Below are 23,931 nucleotides of genomic sequence, written 5' to 3'. Positions count from 1 at the left end.
TTTTGCAGTTAACATAGCCCTTATTATGTCAGCCATGCTCATTTTTATTGAGTTTAGAACCAGTCATCCTTCATGCCTTGATCGCCTGACTGATTCGTTACCACAGAAGTTTCACCGGCGTGCAGCGTGATGGTTTCTGTTAATTCTACCGCTTGATCGACCCATTCTGGCAGATGGCTCATGGTTGATTCAATTTTATCCACAATCCGAAGATTGGGATTGGTAGAAGGTGACTTTGGCACAAAGAGAGTACAGCAATCCTCATATGGCAAAATCGATATGTCATACGTTCCAATTTGTTTGGACAGGGTGATGATCTCCTGTTTATCCATCATAACCAGTGGTCGCAACAGTGGTAGATCCGTCGCACGGCCAATGACATTCATACTCGGAAGAGTCTGACTCGCTACTTGGCCCAGGCTATCCCCGGTGATCAGTGCTAGTGCACGCTCCCGCTCGGCAAGTTTGGATGCAATTCGCAGCATTGAACGTCTCATTAGGGTAATAATCAGATTGTCCTGACCCAGTTGGGTGAATGCCGTTTGGATCTCCGTAAATGGAACCAGATGCAGCTTGATTGTTCCTGCATGATCAGCAAGGGCACGCGCCAAATCAATGACTTTTTCTTTGGCCCGCTGGCTTGTGAACGGATAACTGTAAAAATGTACACATTCCACTTCGAGTCCACGACGCATGGAAGACCAGGCAGCAACAGGGCTATCTATCCCACCTGATAGCAGTACCATTGCTTTGCCATTCGTCCCCAGCGGAAACCCACCCACTGCAGGAATGGTTTCATTGAAAATATAAGTGCCTTGATCCCGAATTTCCACTCGCAGTTCAATATCAGGCTGACGAACATCAACACTCAATTGCTGGAACTTCCGAAGGATCGGGGAACCAACCAGATGATTCATTTCATGTGAAGAGTTCGGGAACTCCTTCCATACCCGCCTTACATTTACCTTGAATGTGGTGCCTTCCTTAAATTCGTCTTCCCTTTCGTCCATAAAAGCAACTGCGGTTTTCACAATCTCATCAAGCTCGGATGGAGTAACTTTAACCGGACTAATCGACATCACACCGAATACCCGCTTTAACACCTTAATCAGTTCAGTATGTGATTCACCGCCAAGATCCACATAGACACGGCCATATTCTTTGCGAAGACTTGCTCCTGGATAGGGTTTAAGTAAGGCTTTCACCTGTGTAATGATCGTTTTCTCGAATCGCGCACGATTTTTTCCTTTTAACATAAACTCTCCGAAACGGAGAAGCAGCATATCATATTTCATATCCATTCACATCCGCCTTTCAAGGGGTCGCAACTGCGCCACCATCTGATGTAAAGCCCGTTCAAGCAAGGCTACATCTTCTTCTGTATGTTCATCTCCAAGACTAATACGCAATCCGCCAGCAGCACAAGCTGCATCTCTGCCCATCGCAAGTAGAGCCCGACTCGGTTCAGCCGAACGCGAAGAGCAGGCAGATTGGGTGGAGATGGTTACGCCAAGTTGCTCCAAAGTGTGCAGCGCCACTTCTGCCTTCATCCCGGGATAGGAGAAGTGCACAATATGAGGTGCACCCTCTGTGCGACTGTTCAATTCAAATTCAGGAATATCACGTATCGTTTCCATCAATCGATCACGCAGTACCTGGGTACGACGGGCATAATCAACCTGGTTTTCTGCTGCCATCCGCATGGCCTTTGCCATACCTACTAGCAAGGCCACGTTCTCCGTGCCAGCTCTTAGACCCTGCTCCTGTGATCCCCCTGACATGAGTGGCGTAAGTTCCACTCCACTTCGCACATACAAGAGACCTGCTCCCTTCGGTCCACGGATCTTGTGAGCAGACAAACTGTACAGATCTGCGCCCCAAGCGGCAGGTGAAGCCTCCATTTTTCCAAACCCCTGAACACCATCCACATGAAAAAGCACTCGGGGTGCTTTCTTTTTGAGCTCTTTGCCAATCTCTGCAATCGGATGGATAGCTCCTGTTTCATTGTTTACATGCATCAGACTTACTAGCACTGTATCCTGTCTGATTGCATCTATAACCTGCTGAGCATTCACAACACCAGCGGAATTGACAGGAATTAGCGTTACATCCCATCCCCACTGTTGCAATTGCATAAAACTTTCATACACCGAGGCATGCTCGGTAGCCGTTGTGACAATATGTCTTCCTCGTGACTGATAACGTAATGCAGCACCTTTTATCGCAAGATTATTGCTCTCGGTCGCACCGGAAGTAAATACAATCTCCTCAGGCTTAACGCCTATCACCGCAGCACAGCCGGAGCGTGCACGACGCAACAATTGATGAGCACGCTCTCCATATCCATGAATAGAGGACGGATTACCGAATTGTGTCTCCATAATCTCGGCCATCGTACGAACTACATCCGGATGGGGAGGCGTGGTAGCAGCATAATCAAAATATTTCAAATGAGGTTAGACCTCCCTTATCTCTTCGTTCATGAACCTACAGTGAGCATTGTAACACGATACCCATACAACACAAAAAGACCAACCGGGAACAGGCGTTTCAAGCGCTGCTGTCCCCACATTTGATCTCATCCTGCCTATCATGTGTTATCGCAAATGTTACTGTGAGTTTAAATCACATATTTAGACTGTGCCTTTTCCACCTTGGAGATATAATTCTGTGTTTCTGAAGGCAGACGGTTAAGTACACTCATCAGTTCGCTATCACTCGACACGCCCAGACGTGAAACACGACCCGGTCCTGCATTATATGCAGCAAGCGCCATCTTCACTTCTCCACCGAAACGCTGGAGCTGAAGAGAAAGATATTTCGTCCCGGCATCAATGTTCTGGGCAGGATCAAATGAATTATTTACACCCAGCCCTGCAGCTGTCCCATCCATTAATTGCATAAGCCCTTTGGCACCGGCGGAGGAAACAACATTTGGGTTAAAATTGGACTCTGTGTCAATGACGGCCTTAATCAATGATTCAGGCACACCATATTTTGCACTTGCTTCCGCAATCAATGATTCAAAATCCGTAGGTACGGATGCACCGGAATCCACGATTCCTGTATTGGATGAAGATAATAAAGACTCAACGATGTTATTGGAGACAGAGGACGATCCTGCCGTATTTATATCCGGATTGTACGTGCTTCCGAGTTGCAACCACAACAAACCTTCACTGGATCTTTTGGAGACCGTAGCGGTGGAATCCGTATTGCTCGTCGAATTGGCACCCGTGCCTAACAGCCCGTCCATCACATTGGCGAAATCCACTGTTGAACCAGCATCTGGTTGTGACCCACTGGTTTGGTTATTCACATTGGATAGTTGCAGTTCCAACAACTGCCGCGATCCACTCGGATCTATCTGCATGACTTATACCCACTCCCGTAGTATTAAGCGTAATATGACCTTATTCTACATCGTTTTACAGCAAGGTTCCATTGTTTTTAAAAAAATAGTTGAATCCCACGGTCTAACCTGCGTATATACGAAAAAAAAACCTCCTGTAAGTCACCACACATGGGTGCAAACAGAAGGCTTGGTGAAGCATATTTTACACCTAGCGCGCAAATGGGATCATGAAAAAATAACTCAGCGTAGCTACAATACCCAGTCCAATGGACCAAGCTCCCGCCGTTTTCCGACCATTTACATAAGCATAGTAACCCAGAACAGCTGCCGCTGGTCCAAGTACGATTGACCACATGAACAAGGACGCAATACCGAAGGCCAGCCCCATATAACCTGCGACCTTGCCTGTTGACTCCATGACACGGTCTGCCTCATGCTTCTCAACTACAGGTTCTGAATGTTCGGTGCCTCCAGTTCTTACAACAGTTGGAGGAGCCACCTCAGCCCCGTACTCTTCCCGATGTACTCTCCTTGGATAATCCACACGCATACGCTGTTTTTCAACCTCACCTTTGTTTTCAGGGCGATCAATAGAACGAATGTTGTTATCGTCATTTTTCATTTGGAAGCACCTCCATTATGAATAGGGATGACTGCTCACTTGGGTTTGAACGTGTGACAGCAGGTTGCAGAGGATGTACGCGCATGATCATGATGATCCGAGTCGAATGTCTCACCGGCAAACTCCTCATGCAGACGACGGGTGGCGTGTTGGTCGATGTCAATCATGATAGCATCAGCCTGGCAGAAGTTGTTCTCTCCCCAAAAGTTACAGTTGGAGACGCTGCATTTGACAATTGGTTTGTCTTGGCTCATTTTTTTATCACCTCGACTACTATTGTCTCCCCGCCACAAACCCGATATTCTCCGCTAAAATGCCAGATGATGACATGATCCCTCCCCGTTAATTTCTGACTGAAAACACAAAAAAACCGCCACAAGGGCGGTTTCGTCCAATATCATATTAAAATTCAAACGTTAGTTAAGCGTGATTCCGTTGATTTTGCATACGGCGTTGAGTCAGGTAATCACTTTCGTAGTATGCCAGATCATCGCGCAATTCTTCGTACGTTTTGGAAACCTCAAGAATGACATCCCGCACTGAACGAATTGGCTTGTCACGAAAACGAATGGCATCTTGTCCTGTGTAAGCGTATCTTCCGTCTTCCGAATAACATTCATTTTTGGGATAGAAAAAGCTGTTTACGCATTGGTGATACGTATTATAAAGAGCCTTTTCGGCAAAATCGACATCAAAGTTGGCACGACGCAGCACAACGCCAAGTTTTTCGTAAGAAACTTCAGAAAAAACGAGTAAATGACGGAGATCTGAAAGAAATCCTTTGTAGAAGACTGTTGATTCTTCCGTCTGATTCTGATCCAGTTCAGGCAAAGCATTCTCATTCAAAAATTTTTCAATCCGATCGATAGCCGGTTTTAACTTTTCCCTAGTTGACTCACATGTTTTCTGTACATTGGCTGCTGACATAAAGGTAGCTCCCCCTTAAATAAGTCCTTACATATAGGTCGGCCAACGGTGGTTTTCCCCTGACCTTTGAATTCTCAGCTATAATCCTACCATAAAAAGTTGACGAGCGGTATCCCTTAATCATGCTTTCCGTTTCTGCCATTGAACATGCCTATTATACGCAGTTAGACTCGAACTTGTTTGCATAAAACGTTCCACTTTTTCTAACGATAGATATAACCAGTGACAACGATGAAGCACTGTTAATGACTGTCCAAAAATGAACGAAGGAGGATCCATCCGCCATGGCCAGACCGAAATGGATTAACTGGGCCCTTGCAGCTGGTGCGGGAGCACTCGCCCTTACACTTTTGCTTCCAACATCAAATCGTACCGAGCCCAAACCTAGTGCCCTGTCCGATTCTGCTCATGAAGAGCACACGAGTAAACAGCGTCTGAAAGTGCAGGATGTCAAAGCAACCGATCTTCTGACCCGCATGGATGCTAAGCAACATCTCAGTATCATGTTGGAGAAAACCGCCACAATGAATGCCGCGCAGGTGAATCGATATGTGAATGATCTCCAAGGCTCACATGAACATATCAGATCCATTCATCTCATGAATATCAATGGCTCTTTTGACAAACCGTTAGATAAGGCTTCCACACTAGGAAGCAAGCTGGAACAACAGAAGCTTCAACATGCACTGAACCTTGCCAAAAAAGCGGTAAACAAACGTCAAAGTTTCGAATCCTCTTCTTTTCCTTTGGGAAAAGAAAAATATTTTGTTATGGGGCAACCCTCCAAAGATGGCAAACGAGCTGTAGTTGCCTTGTTCAGCCAGAATGTATTAAATGCAGTTGAACAACATCAACGCAAAAATCTGCGTATGATCCCTTATCCGCGTGAGGGTAAATTCAAGATTGAGTCTGTTCACCCGGATACACTTAACGAAATCACAGTGAAAACCGGACATGATAACGCCAATGCCAGTCATTTTTACGAAAATGAAATCGTTATCCGATTCCGCCAGGATCCCAGTGAACGGGATATGCGTATCATTAAATCTGATCTAAGAATGCAATCTGCGCGCAAGCTGGGATACACGTATGTTTTTCGGTCAGAAGACATGAGTTACAAGCAATTGCATAGCTATTTCGAAAGCAAATGGAATCCACTTTATATGGAACCCCACTACATGTATTTAACCAATGATACCGTAACTGAACAAACCGATGTTACGATACCCAATGACATTTTGTTCTCCGATTATCAGTGGAACCTGCCTGCGATTGAGACAAACAGAGGTTGGAATATTACCAGGGGAAACAAAGATGTCATCGTTGCAGTCGTTGACACGGGGGTTGATATGAATCACCCTGACCTAAAGGGCAAACTCCTCGAAGGTTATAATGTGGTCGAGCCGGGAAGCAAACCGATGGATGATGTGGGACATGGCACACATGTCGCAGGCATTATCGGTGCTATTGTCAACAATAATGAAGGCGTGGCAGGCATGAGCTGGTATAACAAGGTACTACCGGTTAAAGTACTCGACAACTCGGGTTCAGGTACCACGTATGCCGTTGCCGAAGGTATCATCTGGGCAGCCGATCATGGAGCCAAAGTGATCAACATGAGTCTGGGCAATTATGCTGATGCACAATTTCTTCATGATGCCGTTAAATATGCTTTTGATCGGGATATCGTCCTGATTGCAGCCACGGGAAATGATAATACAGAACGTCCAGGATACCCTGCTGCTTATCCGGAAGTATTTGCCGTATCAGCTACCGACCCGGATATGAGCAAAGCTTCCTACTCCAACTATGGGGATTATGTGGATGTGATGGCTCCGGGTTCGAGTATCGCCAGTACCTATCCAAACAATCAGTATGCGGCCTTGTCCGGAACGTCCATGGCTAGCCCCCATGTAGCCGCACTTGCAGGTTTGATTCGTTCGTTAAACCCGGATTTGACCAACACAGAAGTGATGGATTTGATGCGTCAAAGTGTTATTGACCTCGGTGATCCGGGTCACGATAAGTATTTTGGATATGGGCAAATCGATGTCTATAAGGCATTGCAAGCCGCATCAGGCAACAGCGCTCCTTTGCAGTTCTGGCCGCAACATGTCAGACAACAAATGGATAATACAATGAAGAAGTATACCCATTAACCGTAATAACACTAATCAGTAAAAAACAAAAGCAGCTGCGCCCCGGGGCGTACGCTGCTCTTTGATTTATATTCAATTCCCCGGGGCACCCGCTGCAATTAGCGCTTGCGTGAAGATGTGCGGGCTTTACTTGATTTTTTCACGGATTTTTTCTTCGCATTGTGACTGGATACATAGCAAGGATCTTCTTCTTTGACAACAACAGGATACATGTGGTGATGAATCGGAACACAGTGATGTTTTTTGATTACTTCGATCGGGTGGATTACAGGCACGATTTGTGGGATGTAGTAATCCTCAACAACCTGGATTGGGTCACAGACAATCGGGCAAAGCGGTGGACAGTAATGGTTCATTTCAAAACCAACTCCCTTTCTGGTGATACTATAACCTATTGCAGCAGGTCGAAAGTGGATTGGATGTATGTCCATACTCCGAAAAATTATATGAGCGGTAGCCTGTCCGCCACTGCCCCACCCTGCCCAGGTGTCACACTAGCAATGACTCCGCACAGTACACGAAGACCCTCACACAAAAGCTCCACACTCGTAACCGTGAAGCAGATGCGCAGACTTGGTGTATCCATCTCCCCTACATAACAGGCGGAACCCGGCAGGAAAGAGACCCCTGCAGCCAAGGACTGATGATGCAGCTCACGCATATCCAGGTTGCTCGGAAGTTGGAGCCACAGATTGAGTCCTCCCTCTGGCAAACGCCATTGCATTCCCATAGGAGCATGCTCTTCCAGCACTTCAGATGCGGCACGCAAACGAGAATACAATTCATCCCTCAATCGGGATACATAGGCACCGTACTGATTCTGAATGAAAGATTGCAATGCCTTTTGTGTAAGCAACGGACTACCCAGATCCGCCGTTGACTTCGCAGCCACAAGCCGGGTCAGTACACTTCCATCAGCGATAGCACAGGCTATGCGGCAACCGGGAGAGAGCACCTTGCTGAAGCTTTTGATATATACGACATGGCCTGACCCATCCATCGATTTAATGGAAGCTGGCGGAGGGTCCCGAAAATAAAGATCTGCAAATGGATCATCCTCCAGGATGAGGCAGTGGTAGCTTTGCGCGAGATTCAGAAGCTGTGCCCGCCTTCTCGCACTCATCGTAATACCTGTTGGATTATGATAAGTCGGGATCGTATAGATGAGTTTGGGCGGATAGGTATCACATAATCGGGTCAACAGATCGATACGCATGCCTTCGTCATCCATCGGGACCGTAATGATCTTCGCACCTCTACTCGTAAATACATCAATGGCTCCGGTATAGCTTGGCGCCTCCATATATACAACATCCCCAGGTCCAATAAAAGTCCGGGCCACAAGATCAATCCCCTGCTGAGCACCACTTGTGATTAGCATGCGTTCAGGTACTACCTGTAGTCCACGTTCGGCAAAATGTTCGGCGAAGATCTGTCTGAGCTCCCGATCTCCCTGAAAAGATCCGTACGCCGCCATACGCTCTGCATGGTCAGAGGAGAGCCGGTAGGCACTGTCAATAATCTCGCGTGTAGGCAGCAGTTCAGGCTGAATCGCTGACATATGTAGTTCATACCGTACTTGAGGGGACGTATCGAAATGTCTCCAGAGCTGCGCTCGGGGTAAATAATCCACAAGTGCCATCTGCCAATTCCATGACGTACCGGATTCACTGTTAAGATGATTACGCTTGGCTCGATCCACATCCTCCATCGAATCCGCGTTTAGAGTACCTCTTACATAACAACCTTTCCCCTGAGAGCAGGTGATCAGTTGAATCGCTTCGAGTTCAGCATACGCTTTGGATACAGTGACCAGGCTAACACCCAAATCTGTGGTCATTTTGCGAACAGAAGGAAGTCGGGTTCCGGGTTCAATGAGTCCTGATCTGATACGATCGGCAATTGTTAGTGCAATCTGCACGTACAATTTGGTACTGCTTCCCCGCTTTAATTCAATATGCATGGTTGCGCCCCCCAACTGTTATGATCTTCATTTTACTGTTATAGTGCAGTCCGTCTATTATAGTTTATAATATCAGTATAACAGTGAATAACAGGAGATGAGAATAACATGAGTATCCCATGGTCCAAAATGGCACAAAATACCCCGTCCTCTGTCGTTCGCGACATGCTCCAGGCCGCTCAGGCACCTGGAATGATCTCGCTAGCCGGTGGATTACCAGCCCAGACTTCTTTTCCGCTGGAAGCCATTCGTGTTGCGTATGAAAAAGTATTTATGAGCGGAGCAGCCGCTCTTCAATATGCAGAGACTGAGGGCTACCGTCCTCTTCGCGCCAAAATCGCCGAACGTCTCGAATCCAAGGGCATTCCCGCTTCACCTGATCATATGCTTCTCACTACGGGTTCACAGCAATCTATTGACTTGGTCTGCCGCATCCTTCTTGACCCGGGTGACCGCGTATTAGTTGAATCACCAACCTACCTCGCTGCTCTGCAAGTCATCCATTCCTATCAAGCTGAATCTCACGGCGTAGCCTGTGATGATCACGGCATGTTGCCTGAGTCTCTGGAGGAACAGCTCCAGTTGCATCGTCCAAAACTGGTCTATATTAACCCCACGTTCTCCAATCCTACGGGAAAAGTATGGTCTCGAGAAAGAAGAAAGCAGGCTGTGGATCTGTGCCGCAAGTACGGCGTACTTATTTTGGAAGATGACCCCTATGGTGAAATCCGGTTCAATCCAGAGCAATTGGATGTCCCTGCTCTCGCAGAACTGGATGCCGTATCCTATGATGGCCCTTCCAATGTTATCTACACAAGTACATTCTCCAAAACGGTAGCACCCGGCCTTCGTACGGGCTGGATACTGGCTGCTCCCGATATTGTTAAAATGGCAGCACGCGCCAAACAAGGCGCCGACTTGCATTCCAGCAGCATTGACCAAAGAGCGCTTCATGCGCTGCTTGAATCTTTCGATCTGGATGCGCATATTCGTCATATTTCAAAGGATTATGAACAACGGATGAAAACACTGACCACTCTCATGGCAGCCAAGTCATGGGAAGGCATCTCATGGAATTCACCACAAGGTGGCATGTTCTTGTGGCTGCAACTACCAGAAGGCATGCTGGCAAGCAATCTATTCACTTACGGTATCCAGGAGAAAGTGTGCATTGTTCCGGGTGATTCCTTCTATGCAGGTACACCAGAGTTAAACCGCATGCGAATCAACTTTACTCATACAGACCCTGAGCTTCTTCCTGAAGCCGTGGAAAGAATGGATCGCGCCATCCAACGCTGGCACGCTTCGTTAACATCGGACAGTGTTGTTACACTGTAATGAACTGTCATAAACGTTGCCCTATATTTTGCGTATGACATTGATTAGGACGTGTCTGAAAACACCAGGCACGTCCAAAACTTGATATGAGCAACAAAAAAAAGGCGGCAGGCCCGAGAATATCGGAACTGCCACCTTTTTTTATAGTATAGAACCTGTCATCAACAGGAATTATGTTTATCCAGATATGCATGGGTCCTTCTGATCAGTCAGGCCATCGGTGAATCACACGGATTGTCCTCGACTGATAGGTGGACTACACTGTAATACTGTTGTTGCAGTTAGGAAAGCTTACCGTAAGCCGGGTTCTGTGCTCTTCGTGGTTCATACGGGAACTACCCTCCCACCAGAAGCGACAATCATCTATCTAGGCCATACATTGCTGCACAGCTCAAGCGACCAACCTAGACACACCTCGGGCTAAGGCTGCCTCCTCCGAAGAGGCGACTGTGTCCCATTAGGTCTTGCTCCAGATGGGGTTTACCAGGAACGAAGTCACCAGCGTTCCTCGGGGTCTCTTACACCTCGGTTCCATCCTTGCCTGTGCCGGAAAATCCGGCCATCGGCGGTCCATTTCTGTGGCACTATCCTTCAACTCGCGCTGACTGGACGTTATCCAGCATCCTGCCCTGTGGAGCCCGGACTTTCCTCTCGTGGCAACAAAGGGCCACCAGCGATTGTCTGTCAAGCTTTCCGAACAACATTACATAGTATACAGGCATTTGGGTTCCCAGACAAGCTTAATATTACTGGGAATCACACAGCAACTGTCTTTTTAGATAAACTGGAATACCTCCGTATTGACCTCTGAAGCTGTAACTTGCGTATCATATCGTTTCTCTTCCAAACGGGAACGAAGCCAATCAGCCGTTTTTGGTTTCATAATCTTCTCGGAATTATGACCTGGGTCGATGATACACATGCCTGCCATTAACGCATCATGAGCCGTGTGATAATCAATATCTCCGGTCACAATAACATCCGCACCTTTGAAGCGGGCAGTGAGCGCGTAACGGCTGCCCGAACCGCCAAGAACCGCTGCTTTTTTGATCTGCTTGTTCAGATCTCCGACAACACGTACATGAGGCACATTGAATTCGGTCTTCACGACCTCCACAAGCTCACCTAATGTCTTAGGCTCCCTAAGGGGTCCCAAGCGCCCCAGACCAAGCGTACGGCCCTTTAAATCCATTGCATAGAGATCGTAGGCCACTTCCTCATACGGATGAGCCTTAAGCATCGCCTGAACGACCTTACTTCTCAGACTTTGGGGTACGATGGTCTCAATCCGCATTTCTTCCACACGTTCCATCTGCCCTTGGGTTCCGATAAACGGCTCAGTCCCTTCACCAGGTACAAACGTTCCTGTACCTTCCGTGTTGAAGCTGCACTTGTTGTATTGGCCGATACTCCCCGCTCCGGCTTCAAGAACCGCTTGAAGCACCTGTTCATGATGCGTACGTGGGACAAATACAGCCAGCTTGTACAGATGATCTGTGTGTACATCTTCCAACGATTCTTTACTGTCGATGCCAAGTGCCTCGGCCATCCAGTCATTCATACCACCCTCGGCCACATCCAGGTTCGTATGACTGATATAAACAGCAATATCATGCTTAATCAGCTTTTCATACAATTTACCCATAGGTGTATCTGTACTCAGTGACTTAACTGGTCTGAAAATGATGGCGTGATGCGCGATAATCAGGTTGGCACCGATGCGAATCGCTTCATCCACTACTTCATTCGTTACATCCAATGCAACTAACACATGGCTGATTTCTTTTTGCAAACTGCCGAGCTGTAGACCAATCCGGTCATCCGGTACAGCCAGATGTTTGGGAGCGAGCTGCTCCATCAGTTGAATTACAGTTTGACCTTTGGCAAACATGCCAAAACCTCCTTCAAGTTTGCGATAAGACGCTCTACCTCAGCCGCCTTGTCCCGAGAAGAATCCTGATCGGATTTGGAGATGGAGTTTACAACCCCTTGCAATTTGATGATCTCACTTTCCCATTTCGCAAAAAATACATCCGTTGGACGATCCACCAAATAGGGTCCCATCCGCAGCAGCAAATCTTCCGTCAATTCTGCCCCGCCTTGAAGCGGACGTGCACGATACACTTCTTCATTTGCAATCGGGCTTACGGATTGTGGCATCGCCGTTATAATCTCGTAGATCTTGCCATCTTCTTCGAGCAACTGTTCTGCTACAACCACCCAGTGATGCTCCAGCAACCAGCGTCTGAGAATATCCTCTCCCACATTCGGTTGCAAAATAAGTAACTGCACTCCATCCAGTTTGGATAAACCTCGGTCCAAAATGGAGGCAATGAGAGCACCACCCATACCTGCAATGGTGATGACATCCACTTCTCCCGCAGAGATCACATCCAATCCGTCTCCACGGCGTACCGTTATTTTTTCTTTCAGGCCAGCATCACTGACTTGTTTGCATGCAGCATCATAAGGGCCAGGATTAACTTCCCCGGCTACTGCACTCGCGGCTTTCCCACTGCGGATTGCGGCTACTGGCAGCAGCGCGTGGTCTGAACCGATATCAGCCATGCGGCTACCATCGGGAATTTGATCATGTATTCGCTGTAATCGATTCGAAAGTTTCATGAAGCACCTACACCATTCATTTAATTTATTGATTTGCATTGAACAAGGAAAAGCGATAAAATAAAATCCAATCAAACATTTCAAGGATGAATTTCCAAAACCAAGAAATCAAGACGTTCAAATTAAAAATAAAGGAGACCCCGCCGCCGCTAATGCGTCTTGCGGAAAGTCTCCCGTAGTTCAATTATTCGAGGAAATCCTTGAGTCGTTTACTACGACTCGGGTGACGCAATTTACGAAGAGCCTTGGCTTCGATCTGACGGATACGCTCACGCGTAACACCAAACACCTTGCCGACTTCCTCCAGTGTTCTCGTCCGTCCATCGTCCAGACCAAAACGTAGACGAAGCACGTTCTCTTCACGTTCAGTCAGTGTATCCAACACATCTTCGAGCTGTTCTTTCAGCAACTCATACGCAGCAGCATCCGCCGGAGCAAGTGCTTCCTGATCCTCAATGAAGTCACCCAGATGGGAATCATCTTCCTCACCGATCGGTGTTTCCAGAGAAACCGGTTCCTGTGCAATCTTCGTAATTTCACGAACTTTCTCCACACTCAGATCCATCTCAGCAGCGATTTCTTCCGGTGTCGGTTCACGCCCAAGTTCCTGCAACAGCTGACGGGATACCCGGATCAGCTTATTAATCGTCTCCACCATATGCACAGGGATACGAATGGTACGCGCCTGGTCAGCAATAGCACGAGTAATGGCTTGACGGATCCACCATGTGGCATACGTACTGAACTTATATCCTTTTTTGTGGTCGAACTTCTCAACCGCTTTGATCAGGCCCATATTACCTTCCTGGATCAAATCAAGGAATAACATTCCACGTCCAACGTAACGCTTGGCGATACTGACTACGAGTCGAAGGTTCGCTTCAGCCAGACGACGCTTGGCTTCTTCATCCCCGTTCTCAATCCGTTTAGCCAGTTGTACTTCGTCATCTGCCGACAACAATGGCACACGACCAATTTCCTTGAGATACATACGGACAGGGTCATTGATTTTGATTCCTGGCGGCAAGCTCAGATCATCATCAAAGTGGAATTCGTCCTCTCCCTCTCTGGTGTTGTTTTCGGAATCTTCACTAGGACGAAGTGTAACCTCTTCATCGTTTTCATTCACTACATCAATACCCAGATCGCTCAGTTGCTCGTAGAACTCATCCATTTGCTCTGCATCCTGCTCAAAAGGAGAGAGTTTCTCTATAATTTCCTTGTAATTCAGCGAAGCTCTTTTCTTACCTGATTCAATCAATTGATCTTTAACCTGATCCAGTGTCAATTCTGTTTCTAGTTCAGTATGCTGATCATTCGCCATAACTCGACTCCCTCCTCCCTAGAAACATCTAATCATCAGACGTTCACTGTCTCTCTAGGGCAATCATTTCAATTGCGATCTGTGCCGCGCGTACAGAATCACCTGCCCGCTCTGCAGCAATCATTTCTTCTTTTTTCAAATCGTACTCTTTCTTACGTGGATACTTCAGCACTTCCCTGATGCAATCATCGAGCATTTGAATACTCCATTCACCTGGACCATCCATCATCGAGATTGAACTGACCGTTTTTTCCAAACGATCGTCATGCAGTGAAGACATAAAACGACTTGTATCCGACGGTTTGCCTTGCGCATAGTAGGCATATAGATAAGCAGCAATAGCTGCATGATCATCCAAGTTAAAAGCTTCACCAAGATGCTCATTCACGTACTGGGCAGCCTCATCATCCTGTAACATCCAGGCAATCAGTTTGCGTTCAGCAGCGTGATAAGCCGGCAACAGATTAGGTGTAGGCACCTGCCTATTTTGTTGCCTACCATTATTCCACCTTTTCGGGTTATTATCCCCATACTGTAGGTTATTTTTCATCGCCTCCCGTTCTTCATTACACTCCTGCTTCAATGTTTCGAACGATACGTCCACTTCTGCAGCCAGTTCACGAAGATACACTTCCCTCTCTGTTGGAGAAGGCAAGGGGGCAATCAATTTTACTGCTTCTTTCGAATAGGCGATTTGTCCGCCACCCTCTAGCAGTATATGGCTTTTTTTTAAGTTTATAAGTTTAAATTTTGTAGTTGTCACGGCACCGTCCACAATCTGGTTTCGGAACCGTTCACCACCATGCTTCCGGATAAAGTCATCCGGGTCAAGTCCCTCGGGTATGAGAGCCACTTTGACCTGCAATCCGGCTTCCTCAAGAATGGGGAAGTTTTTCAGTGCAGCAGCCTGTCCTGCTTTGTCGCCGTCATAACATATGATGACTTCGTCGCACATGCCTTTGAGCATCAGTGCCTGATTCTCGGTTAGCGCAGTACCCATTGCAGCTACACCATTCTGGATGTCCTGATCCCATGCGGAGATGACATCACCATATCCCTCGAACAAAATGGCTTGTCTTTGTTTGCGAATTGCATTTTTGGCCTGATGCAGATTATAGAGAACACGGCTTTTGTTAAATAACCGGGTTTCCGGTGAATTTAGATATTTCGGTTGCCCATCTCCCAATATGCGTCCTGCAAATGCAATTGGCTTACCGCTCCTGCCATTAATCGGGAACATGATCCGGTCTCGGAATCGGTCCACATATCCCTGACCTTCATTTCGCGGAGATAGAAGTCCACCCTTTTCCATTTCTTCGAGCGGATAATTACGTTTTTCAAGAAATTGTACCAGTGTGTCCCAACGATTTGGTGCGAAACCAATCTGGAACTGGTCAATCAACTTGTCGCCAAAACCTCTGGAGCGTAAATATTCCATGGCTGACTTGCCGTGCTCTGTATTTTTCAACAAAAAATGATACAGCTTCGCGGTAAGCTCATAAGCCTCCAACAGACGTTCAGTCTCCGGATTCACATGAGCAGATTCACGCCCTTGCCAGTCCCCCATAGAGATGTGACTTTCTTCCGCCATCGTTTTGACAGCCTCGGGAAAGGATAACCCTTCGATTTCCATCCTGAATTTGATGGCATTTCCACCCGTGCCGCAACCGTAGCAGTAGAAAATTTGTTTCTCAGGTGTAACGGTGAACGAAGGCGTCTTCTCGGAATGAAAAGGACAGAGGCCTTTCATATACTTCCCCTGCTTGGTCAGATGCACAAATCGGCTCACCGTATCGACAATATCATTCTGCTGCAACACCGATTCAATAATACTTTCGGGTATACCGCCTTGTCCGGTACTCATCTCTGGCCACCTTCATCTCTTCAACACGTAAATATAATTCGATAAACTTACACATTCTCCTGCAAATCTTTTAAAAGTTTTGTCAGTTTATGTTGAAAAATTTCACGATCCTGCTCTGTGAAAGGCTTTGGGCCTTTCCCGTAGTGGCCTCTTTTTCGTGCTTTGGCCGCAGTATGACGAGAATCCAACATGAAATCAATGTCACGGTCGTTAAACTCACGACCACGAAAGGATAAAACATAACAACGTTTGCCGAGCGCAAGTGCCGCAAGTCCATAGTCCTGAGTGATAACCACATCATATGGCTTAATATGATTAGCAATATAGAGATCTGCGCTCTGATCACTGCGATCCACTTGCACGGTACGCACCCCTTCTCCCCCTTGAAGCAAATGATCAAATGAAGAGACTAACAGTACAGGGATGTTGAAAAGGCGAGCGGTTTGCGCAATCTCGGTTTTGACCGGGCAAGCATCACCATCCACAACAATATGACGTACATTCAACTCACTCAAACTCAGACCACCCGGTTTCATAAAATAGCTGCATATTGTAATATACGACCCCGGCCAGGCAAAATCCTTCTGCCACAACAAGGGAAATCAAAGGCTAAAATACGGAGCGGTTGTCAAAAATACATTTCACAACCCGTTCCGTATATTTATACCCTCATATATCCTTCTTTAATACTGAATTTTAGCTTTGCTCCAAGTCTGTGGAAAAGGACTCATGAAATACGCCCAATTACCAAACCAACTTGGAAAAATCAGCAAATCCTTTCAAGTCGCGATCAATAGCCGCAAGCAAGGCAAGTCGATTCGCACGGACAGCCTCATCTTCAGCCATAACCATGACCGAATCGAAGAATGAGGTAATCCCATCTTTCCAAGCTGATGCAATAGCCAGTGCTTCAGCAGCATCATGCTGAGTCAATGCCTGACGATATTCTGCATTCGTTCTACTCCATGACTCGTGTAGCTGACGCTCTCCATCTTCTGTGAACAGTTCTGGATGTACAGAAGCAGTGGATGCTTTGGCAGCCAGGTTACCCACACGGTTGAACGATTCAACCGTTGTTTTGAATGCGTCTCCTGTCAGAACCGCAGCCATCAACGCTTCACCTTTTGGAACTACAGCACTAATATCATCGAATCCGGAAGAGATTACGGCATCCACTACGTCGTAACGAACGGTTTCAGACAACAATTTTTTCACACGAAGACCAAAGAAGTCTTGCAAGTCTTTACGCACCTCTTCATCTGCACGTTTCAACAGGTTCATCTGTGCATGTACTTGAAGTGCTACTCCGAATACGTCTGACAATGTCAGCGGAAGCTTGTGATCCAGCAAAATCTGTACAATACCTGCAGCCTGACGGCGCAGTGCATACGGATCTTGAGATCCCGTTGGAATGATGTTAATGGAGAAACAACCCACGATTGTATCCATTTTGTCCGCAGCACTCACAATGGCACCGACAAGAGACGCAGGGGATTGATCTCCAGCGAAACGTGGCTGATAGTGTTCAAATACCGCTTTGGCCACTTCTTCTTTTTCACCGGATTTACGAGCGTAATCCTCACCCATCACACCTTGCAGTTCCGGGAATTCACCCACCATCAGTGTCACCAGATCGAATTTGCAGATATCTGCTGAGCGGCTGACCGACTCGGCAACATCAGCGGATACTTGCAATTTAGCAGCAATCCCATCAGCAATTTTGCGAATACGGCGCACTTTATCTCCAACCGTTCCCAGCTCTTCCTGGAAGACGATACTTTCCAGCTTCGACAATGCATCCTTAATCTGTAACTTCTGGTCTTCCTCATAGAAGAACTTGGCATCAGACAGACGTGCACGCAGTACTTTCTCATTCCCTTTTGCAATAACATCCAGTGAATCACTTCCACCGTTACGTACTGTCACGAAGAATGGCAACAATTGTCCTTCATTGTCCAGTACAGGGAAATAACGCTGATGCTCACGCATGGAAGTAATCAATACTTCTTGCGGAATATTCAAGAATGAAGAATCGAATGTCCCGAACAATACGGTAGGTGTTTCCACCAGGAACAGGACTTCCTCTAACAAATCTTCCTTAATCGCAATATCCCATTTCTTCTCACTAGCCAGTGCTTGAATCTGGGATACAATCATCTGTTCACGTTCCTGAATATCTGCAATGACATGCTCTGAACGCAGCACTTCAACGTATGAAGACGGAGTGGAGATCACGGCCTCCTTACCGAGGAAACGATGTCCGCGAGTTACATTACCCGACTTCACACCTGTCACTTCCAGATCGATGACATCACTGCCCAGCATAGCCACAATCCAGCGGATTGGACGTACAAATTTGAAATCATAGGAAGCCCAACGCATGAATTTCGGGAACGTCATGGCATGCAATACAGAAAGCAATCCTTCGCCAATCACAGAAGCCGTCTCCACACCTTTACTGGACTTCATTGCATAGATATATTCGACACCGTTCAGTTCTTTGAATGTGAACTGGTCCGGTTCAACACCTTGACTGCGCGCGAAACCGAGTGCAGCCTTGCTCCAATTGCCACTGTCGTCCAGGGCAATTTTGCGTGAAGGACCTTTTACTTCTTCCTCTATATCTTCCTGCTTATCAGCCACATTCTGGATCAAAACAGCCAGTCGGCGAGGTGTAGCATACGCATTCACTTCACCATAAGCAATGCGGGATGCATCAAGCCATTTCACGACACGCTCTTGCAGCTGCGCAATCGCTGCGCGCATGAAACGTGCAGGTACTTCTTCCAGTCCGATTTCAAACAACAGATCCTTAGACATGCTCGGCTCCCCCTTTCTTGATCAGCGGGAAGCCTAGCTTCTCACGCTCTTCCATATATGTTGCAGCGACTTGGCGAGCCAGATTACGGACACGTGTGATGTAACCCGTACGTTCCGTTACACTGATGGCTCCACGTGCATCCAACAGGTTGAATGTGTGGGAACATTTCAACACATAGTCATATGCCGGGAACACCAGATGCTGTGCCATAGCCTTGTTTGCTTCTTCTTCATGCATGTTGAAGAGTGTAAACAGCATTTTGACATCAGATACTTCAAACGTATATTTAGAGTGTTCGAATTCTGGCTGACGGAATACATCACCATAAGTGATACCTTCCACCCACTCCAGATCAAACACATTTTCTTTATCCTGAATGTAAGAAGCCAAACGCTCCATACCATACGTAATTTCAACAGCTACCGGATTTGTCTCAATTCCACCAACCTGTTGGAAATACGTAAATTGCGTAATTTCCATTCCGTCCAACCAAACTTCCCAACCAAGACCTGCACAACCAAGGGAAGGATTCTCCCAGTTATCTTCGACAAACCGAATATCATGTTTGAGCGGATCAATACCCAGGCGTTTCAGACTTTCCAAGTAAATTTCCTGAATATTGTCTGGAGAAGGCTTGATGATTACCTGGAACTGGTGATGCTGGTACAGCCGGTTAGGGTTCTCGCCATAACGTCCGTCCGAAGGACGACGGGAAGGCTCCACATAGGCCACTTTCCAAGGTTCGGGTCCAAGCGAACGCAAAAAGGTCATCGGGTTCATCGTACCTGCCCCTTTTTCCGTATCGTATGGCTGGACAATAATACAGTTATGCTCGGCCCAGAATTGTTGCAGCGTTAGAATCATCTGCTGAAAATTCATAATCATGCTCCTTTTCGATGGTTTGTTGGCAAGCTTAGAACGGTGCAGACAACAATAAATAGCCCCCGTCCTACGCCTGTTGTACAGACGTAGGGACGAGAGCTATTCCCGCGGTTCCACCCTACTTGGCTTGGATCAAACAAGATGATCCTGTTCGTTCCAGCCCACTTTTCCGTGTCCATTCATGCTCCCGAGTGCCGTTTCAAAGACCGATTCAGCCAGGCTTCCACCATCCCCGGCTCGCTCATTCATGATTGCAAGTGTCATACAACGACTTGTCTCCATAAATGCAATAAATCCAGACTTCTACTCTCTCGTTCAATGCATGTCTCATAAAGAGAAATTATATTTCATAATATATAAAATCTAGTATGAAGTCAAGATATAGTTTCACTTCCACAAAAACGCCTCAAATCCCGTACTTCTCCATCTGATCGAGGAAAGAACGGGATTTAAGATTCAGACCAAGCTGATGATCCATAAAAGCACGCATCAGCTTTTTGATCTCATCACGGGTAGATTCACTCACTGATATATTTCCCAAACGCTGCAGATCCAACTGTGCGAACAAACGTAACAATTTCAGAGCCTTTGGACTGACTGACATCGCTGGAGGATCGAAATGTTTGCATGCACGACACAGGACACCACCAAGTCTTGGACTTACAAACAACTGCTCATCCGGTCGCTCCTGATTGCAGGAGATGCACTCGTCAAACTGCGGACCATAACCGGCTGCCTGTAATATCTTCATTTCGTACAGACTTGTTATGACAATCGGATCTTTCTCCTCCTTCAACGCTTGCAAGCACGCCTTCAACTGCTTGAACCAAAAAGCACCTGTCTCTTCATCCTGAAGTACACGATCCAATAGTTCACACGCATAAGAAGCATAAGAGGCCTTGACCAGATCTTCACGCAACTCATGATAGGATTCAACAATTTCTCCAGCGTTCAGTGTGCCTAGACCTGTATTGCGAAAATATACATATTGACCATACGTAAACGGCTGCACCAGTGCAGCATGTCGGCTCTTGGGCTTTTTGGCACCGCGGACGAGTACCCCTACTTTCCCGCCGCTTTCGGTGCAAAGCGTAATGATTTTGTTCCCTTCGCCGTAGTCCATGCTGCGGATGACAATCCCTTCCACCCTGTATAGCATGCCTCGTCACCTAACCATTCCCGAATCAGCCAATTATCCTTCGGCTTCTTCATCTTCAATCACTTCCCTTGCATGATCCGACTCCTGTCCTAACGAGTTACACGCCTCGGTATATAACAAATAGGACTCTACATCCCCCGTCATCGCAAAAACCTTCCACGAAAAATCTCGCATCGGAATTTCATCCTCTCTTCGGAAATGACGTCTGCATCTACCAAATAGGATGGAGTCTTGCAAGGTAAACTATGTGTTGCAATTACTGGATACAAATCCGGTGATTATTCGCGGCCAAAGCCAAGATCACGCAGAACTCGATCCTGATTTCTCCAGTCTTTTTTCACTTTAACCCACAGATCCATGAAAATTTTGGAGCCGAGCAGATTTTGGATATCATGACGAGCTCGTTTACCCACTTCTTTCAAAAGGGCACCCTGCTTCCCGATGATGATTCCTTTTTGCGAATCCCGTTCCACAAAAATGACGGCTGAGATATAAACGACACCGTTATCTTGTACTTTCATATCCTCAATCGTTACCGCGATGGAGTGTGGTACTTCTTCGCGAGTCATCTGCAAAATTTTCTCACGAATCAATTCCGCACATACAAACTGCTCTGGATGGTCAGTAACCTGGTCATCCGGATAGTACTGTGGACCTTCTGGCAAATACTTGCCGAGCTGTTCCAATAAGGTGCTTACATTACTGCCGAGCATGGCAGAAACAGGCACGATTTCAGCGAAATCATGTAACTTGCGATACTCCTCGATAAGAGGAAGCAGCGCTTCCGGCTCGATTTTGTCAATTTTATTCATGACAAGAATGACCGGTGTACGGATATTTTTCAACTGTTCCGCAATATAACGGTCACCGCCACCCATACCTTCCGAAGCGTCAATCAGGAATAGTGCTGCTTCCACTTCTCCAAGCGTGTTCAGAGCAGTCTGGTTCATGTAATCGCCCAGTTTGGATTGACGTTTGTGAATCCCCGGGGTATCGAGGAATACGATTTGCTGATGTTCAGATGTGTACACACCATGAATTTTATTACGAGTGGTTTGCGGCTTGTCCGACATGATCGCAATTTTCTGACCGATCACCTGGTTCATCAGTGTGGATTTACCTACGTTCGGACGTCCAATAATAGCTACAAAACCGGATTTAAATGCTTGTTTTTTCATATGTTCCTCCTCAGGCGCCTAGGCCTGGAATATTGGTTTATTTTTTGGCAGAATTTAGATCAGAAGGCCCAAAAGCCCAAGGTAACAGTTCAGCAACGGTGGTCTCTTGCAGATCACCTTTCATATTCCCCAAGATGACTTTCATATCGGGTTCACACAGCTCGTACATCACCTGACGACATACACCACATGGAGCAATCGGACCATCCGTATCTCCCACAATGGCAATCGCTTTGAAGCTGCGAGGTTTCTGCCCACCTGCGATGGCACTGAACATCGCTGTACGTTCAGCACAGTTGCCTGGAGTATACGCAGCATTCTCAATATTACAACCATGATGCACATGTCCTTCACTGTCAAGCAAAGCTGCACCTACACCAAAATGGGAGTAAGGCGTATATGCCTTCGTACGCGCCTTAATTGCCTCCTGCATGAGCAAATCATTATCCATTAATATTCTCTCCCTTAGGGTGCAATATAAAGTTACTACCTAGGAATTAAGTTCAACCAAAGCCAAATTTACACTAGCCACTCCGCGTCCAGAATAACCCTTCGATCGCTGTTATCCCCAGATTTTTTGATTCACTTTTTTAAAGTGAAAATCCGGGGATAGGCATATGCTTCCGATGTAGCTTTCTTTCAGAAAGCTTTTAGGCGAACGCTACGCTTCTACACGTTATTTCTGTCCTCTTCGTTATCGTGTAATGTCTACAAGTTCAACTTAAAAAAGATCCAACTTTATATTAGTGTGTAGTATTAAAATCAAATTGAAACGAATTAAAACAATGTTAATACAAAATCAATACATACCCAGCCAGCTCATCACCGGCTTAATAAAAACGATACAACCGATGATGACGGCGAATACCGCAGCCAGCAGAACTGCCCCGGCCGCGGTATCCTTCGCCGCTTTTGCCAGCGGATGGATATGGGGATGTGCCAAATCAACTGCAGCCTCTACAGCCGTATTCATCAATTCAGTCACCAGGACCAAAAAGACAGCGGTCAGCACAAACATCCAATCCGTTCTTGAGATTCTGAAAAAAAAGCCGGCTACACACATCAAAATAGCCACTCCCGTGTGAACTCTCACATTACGCTGAGTCCGCAACCCATATGCGATTCCTTCCGCAGCATTGCGGAATACCAGACCCCAGGAGCGCCTTTTCATTATCGTGTCAACCCGGCCTGGGCCAATACCGCTTCTTGTTTACTCATCATTTCAGCCTCACTTGCCTCATCCTGATGGTCATATCCGAGAAGGTGTAAAAAACCATGGACAAACAGAAAACCAAGTTCACGTTCAAAAGAGTGTCCATACTCCTCGCTTTGCAGGATGGTCCGTGGTACGGAAATGATGATGTCTCCAAGAACATCCGGCATTTCTTCCATTTCTTCATCTTCGTCAAGCTCATAGATAATATCAAGCTCTTCATCCACCGTTTCGTTCATCGCAAAAGACAATACATCCGTAGGACGGTCAATACCGCGATAATCACGGTTCAACTCATGGATCTGTTCATCGTTCACAAAAGTCAGAGCCACTTCCCCGTCTGCAACACCTTCCGCTTCTCCGGCGAGATTCAGCAACTGTTCCAGCATCGCAATCATCGGTTCTGTAATTTCTTTATCCTGTTGTTCATTATTCCATGCCAGATTAAGACTCATTCTTTCATAACTCCTGTCTGCTCAATATTAGAGGTTCTTCAAAAAG

General features: G+C 46.7%; 24 protein-coding genes and 1 other RNA gene. 2 read left to right on the top strand and 23 right to left on the bottom strand.

Going from position 1 to position 23,931, the window contains the following annotated elements; all coding sequences use genetic code 11:
• Positions 1-53: 53 nt before the first annotated feature.
• From thiI to ACX9NY_RS02370, 6 genes are all read right to left on the bottom strand, one after another.
• Entirely contained in the window at positions 54-1,295 is a 1,242-nt protein-coding gene (gene thiI, locus ACX9NY_RS02395) for a tRNA uracil 4-sulfurtransferase ThiI (RefSeq protein ID WP_339243148.1), read from the bottom strand.
• Positions 1,296-1,301: 6 nt separating this feature from the next.
• Entirely contained in the window at positions 1,302-2,450 is a 1,149-nt protein-coding gene (locus tag ACX9NY_RS02390; protein ID WP_472476943.1) for a cysteine desulfurase family protein, read from the bottom strand.
• A gap of 170 nt (positions 2,451-2,620) precedes the next feature.
• Positions 2,621-3,373: a lytic transglycosylase domain-containing protein gene (locus ACX9NY_RS02385; protein ID WP_472476941.1), complete on the bottom strand. Its 753-nt coding sequence runs from the start codon at positions 3,371-3,373 to the stop codon at positions 2,621-2,623.
• Between the two features lie 190 nt (positions 3,374-3,563).
• The gene (locus ACX9NY_RS02380; RefSeq protein WP_472476939.1) at positions 3,564-3,977 is read right to left on the bottom strand and encodes a hypothetical protein; all 414 of its coding nucleotides are present in this window, start codon (positions 3,975-3,977) and stop codon (positions 3,564-3,566) included.
• A 35-nt stretch (positions 3,978-4,012) separates the two neighbouring features.
• Positions 4,013-4,231: a DUF1540 domain-containing protein gene (locus ACX9NY_RS02375; protein ID WP_076211597.1), complete on the bottom strand. Its 219-nt coding sequence runs from the start codon at positions 4,229-4,231 to the stop codon at positions 4,013-4,015.
• A gap of 166 nt (positions 4,232-4,397) precedes the next feature.
• Positions 4,398-4,904 (bottom strand): YpuI family protein, encoded by a 507-nt coding sequence (locus ACX9NY_RS02370; protein WP_105410364.1) that lies wholly within the window; start codon positions 4,902-4,904, stop codon positions 4,398-4,400.
• Between the two features lie 284 nt (positions 4,905-5,188).
• Here ACX9NY_RS02370 and ACX9NY_RS02365 point away from each other — a divergent pair, with 284 nt between their 5' ends.
• Positions 5,189-7,063, top strand: coding sequence for a S8 family peptidase (locus tag ACX9NY_RS02365; RefSeq protein WP_339256461.1), 1,875 nt, complete (start codon positions 5,189-5,191; stop codon positions 7,061-7,063).
• A gap of 98 nt (positions 7,064-7,161) precedes the next feature.
• On the opposite strand, the gene ACX9NY_RS02360 is transcribed toward ACX9NY_RS02365, so the two are convergent.
• Together ACX9NY_RS02360 and pdxR are read right to left on the bottom strand one after the other, a co-directional pair.
• On the bottom strand, positions 7,162-7,419 hold the full coding sequence (locus ACX9NY_RS02360) for a hypothetical protein (RefSeq protein WP_339235994.1): 258 nt from the start codon (positions 7,417-7,419) through the stop codon (positions 7,162-7,164).
• A gap of 86 nt (positions 7,420-7,505) precedes the next feature.
• Positions 7,506-9,026 (bottom strand): MocR-like pyridoxine biosynthesis transcription factor PdxR, encoded by a 1,521-nt coding sequence (pdxR, locus tag ACX9NY_RS02355; protein WP_342570685.1) that lies wholly within the window; start codon positions 9,024-9,026, stop codon positions 7,506-7,508.
• A 108-nt stretch (positions 9,027-9,134) separates the two neighbouring features.
• On the opposite strand from pdxR, the gene ACX9NY_RS02350 reads away from it, so the two are divergent.
• Complete coding sequence (locus ACX9NY_RS02350; protein WP_339235999.1) at positions 9,135-10,364, top strand: aminotransferase-like domain-containing protein; 1,230 nt, start codon at positions 9,135-9,137, stop codon at positions 10,362-10,364.
• A 282-nt stretch (positions 10,365-10,646) separates the two neighbouring features.
• Here the strand turns inward: ACX9NY_RS02350 and rnpB are convergent.
• The 15 genes from rnpB to ybeY form a co-directional block, all read right to left on the bottom strand.
• Positions 10,647-11,057, bottom strand: an RNA gene (gene rnpB / locus ACX9NY_RS02345) — RNase P RNA component class A.
• A gap of 82 nt (positions 11,058-11,139) precedes the next feature.
• Positions 11,140-12,255, bottom strand: a complete 1,116-nt coding sequence (locus ACX9NY_RS02340; protein WP_472476936.1) for a Nif3-like dinuclear metal center hexameric protein — start codon at positions 12,253-12,255, stop codon at positions 11,140-11,142.
• Positions 12,231-12,989, bottom strand: a complete 759-nt coding sequence (locus tag ACX9NY_RS02335) for a tRNA (adenine(22)-N(1))-methyltransferase (RefSeq protein ID WP_339236004.1) — start codon at positions 12,987-12,989, stop codon at positions 12,231-12,233. The genes ACX9NY_RS02340 and ACX9NY_RS02335 overlap by 25 nt, the downstream gene beginning before the upstream one ends.
• 184 nt (positions 12,990-13,173) lie before the next feature.
• Positions 13,174-14,313, bottom strand: coding sequence for an RNA polymerase sigma factor RpoD (gene rpoD / locus ACX9NY_RS02330; RefSeq protein WP_062835490.1), 1,140 nt, complete (start codon positions 14,311-14,313; stop codon positions 13,174-13,176).
• Between the two features lie 43 nt (positions 14,314-14,356).
• On the bottom strand, positions 14,357-16,177 hold the full coding sequence (gene dnaG, locus ACX9NY_RS02325; protein ID WP_339236006.1) for a DNA primase: 1,821 nt from the start codon (positions 16,175-16,177) through the stop codon (positions 14,357-14,359).
• Positions 16,178-16,224: 47 nt separating this feature from the next.
• Positions 16,225-16,713 carry a YaiI/YqxD family protein gene (locus ACX9NY_RS02320; RefSeq protein WP_339236009.1) on the bottom strand — a complete coding sequence of 163 codons (489 nt, stop codon included), beginning with the start codon at positions 16,711-16,713 and terminating at the stop codon, positions 16,225-16,227.
• 208 nt (positions 16,714-16,921) lie between these two features.
• On the bottom strand, positions 16,922-18,997 hold the full coding sequence (gene glyS / locus ACX9NY_RS02315) for a glycine--tRNA ligase subunit beta (RefSeq protein WP_342570686.1): 2,076 nt from the start codon (positions 18,995-18,997) through the stop codon (positions 16,922-16,924).
• Positions 18,990-19,877: a glycine--tRNA ligase subunit alpha gene (gene glyQ / locus ACX9NY_RS02310; RefSeq protein ID WP_017687252.1), complete on the bottom strand. Its 888-nt coding sequence runs from the start codon at positions 19,875-19,877 to the stop codon at positions 18,990-18,992. The genes glyS and glyQ overlap by 8 nt, the downstream gene beginning before the upstream one ends.
• Before the next feature lie 135 nt (positions 19,878-20,012).
• Positions 20,013-20,144: a hypothetical protein gene (locus ACX9NY_RS02305; RefSeq protein ID WP_472476933.1), complete on the bottom strand. Its 132-nt coding sequence runs from the start codon at positions 20,142-20,144 to the stop codon at positions 20,013-20,015.
• A gap of 142 nt (positions 20,145-20,286) precedes the next feature.
• The gene (recO, locus tag ACX9NY_RS02300; RefSeq protein ID WP_339236016.1) at positions 20,287-21,039 is read right to left on the bottom strand and encodes a DNA repair protein RecO; all 753 of its coding nucleotides are present in this window, start codon (positions 21,037-21,039) and stop codon (positions 20,287-20,289) included.
• 33 nt (positions 21,040-21,072) lie between these two features.
• Positions 21,073-21,213, bottom strand: coding sequence for a YqzL family protein (locus ACX9NY_RS02295; protein ID WP_091013993.1), 141 nt, complete (start codon positions 21,211-21,213; stop codon positions 21,073-21,075).
• 104 nt (positions 21,214-21,317) lie between these two features.
• Entirely contained in the window at positions 21,318-22,217 is a 900-nt protein-coding gene (gene era / locus ACX9NY_RS02290; RefSeq protein ID WP_145151051.1) for a GTPase Era, read from the bottom strand.
• Between the two features lie 37 nt (positions 22,218-22,254).
• Positions 22,255-22,668, bottom strand: a complete 414-nt coding sequence (locus ACX9NY_RS02285) for a cytidine deaminase (protein WP_339236019.1) — start codon at positions 22,666-22,668, stop codon at positions 22,255-22,257.
• Between the two features lie 348 nt (positions 22,669-23,016).
• Positions 23,017-23,388, bottom strand: a complete 372-nt coding sequence (locus ACX9NY_RS02280) for a diacylglycerol kinase family protein (RefSeq protein ID WP_472476930.1) — start codon at positions 23,386-23,388, stop codon at positions 23,017-23,019.
• Positions 23,388-23,885: an rRNA maturation RNase YbeY gene (gene ybeY, locus ACX9NY_RS02275; RefSeq protein WP_472476928.1), complete on the bottom strand. Its 498-nt coding sequence runs from the start codon at positions 23,883-23,885 to the stop codon at positions 23,388-23,390. Before ybeY ends, ACX9NY_RS02280 begins: the two co-directional genes overlap by 1 nt.
• Between the last annotated feature and the right edge of the window lie 46 nt (positions 23,886-23,931).

The organism is Paenibacillus sp. CB74 (assembly GCF_055687625.1).
The sequence above is the reverse complement of the archived record's forward strand: the minus strand, read 5'-3'. Positions and strand labels throughout refer to the sequence as shown.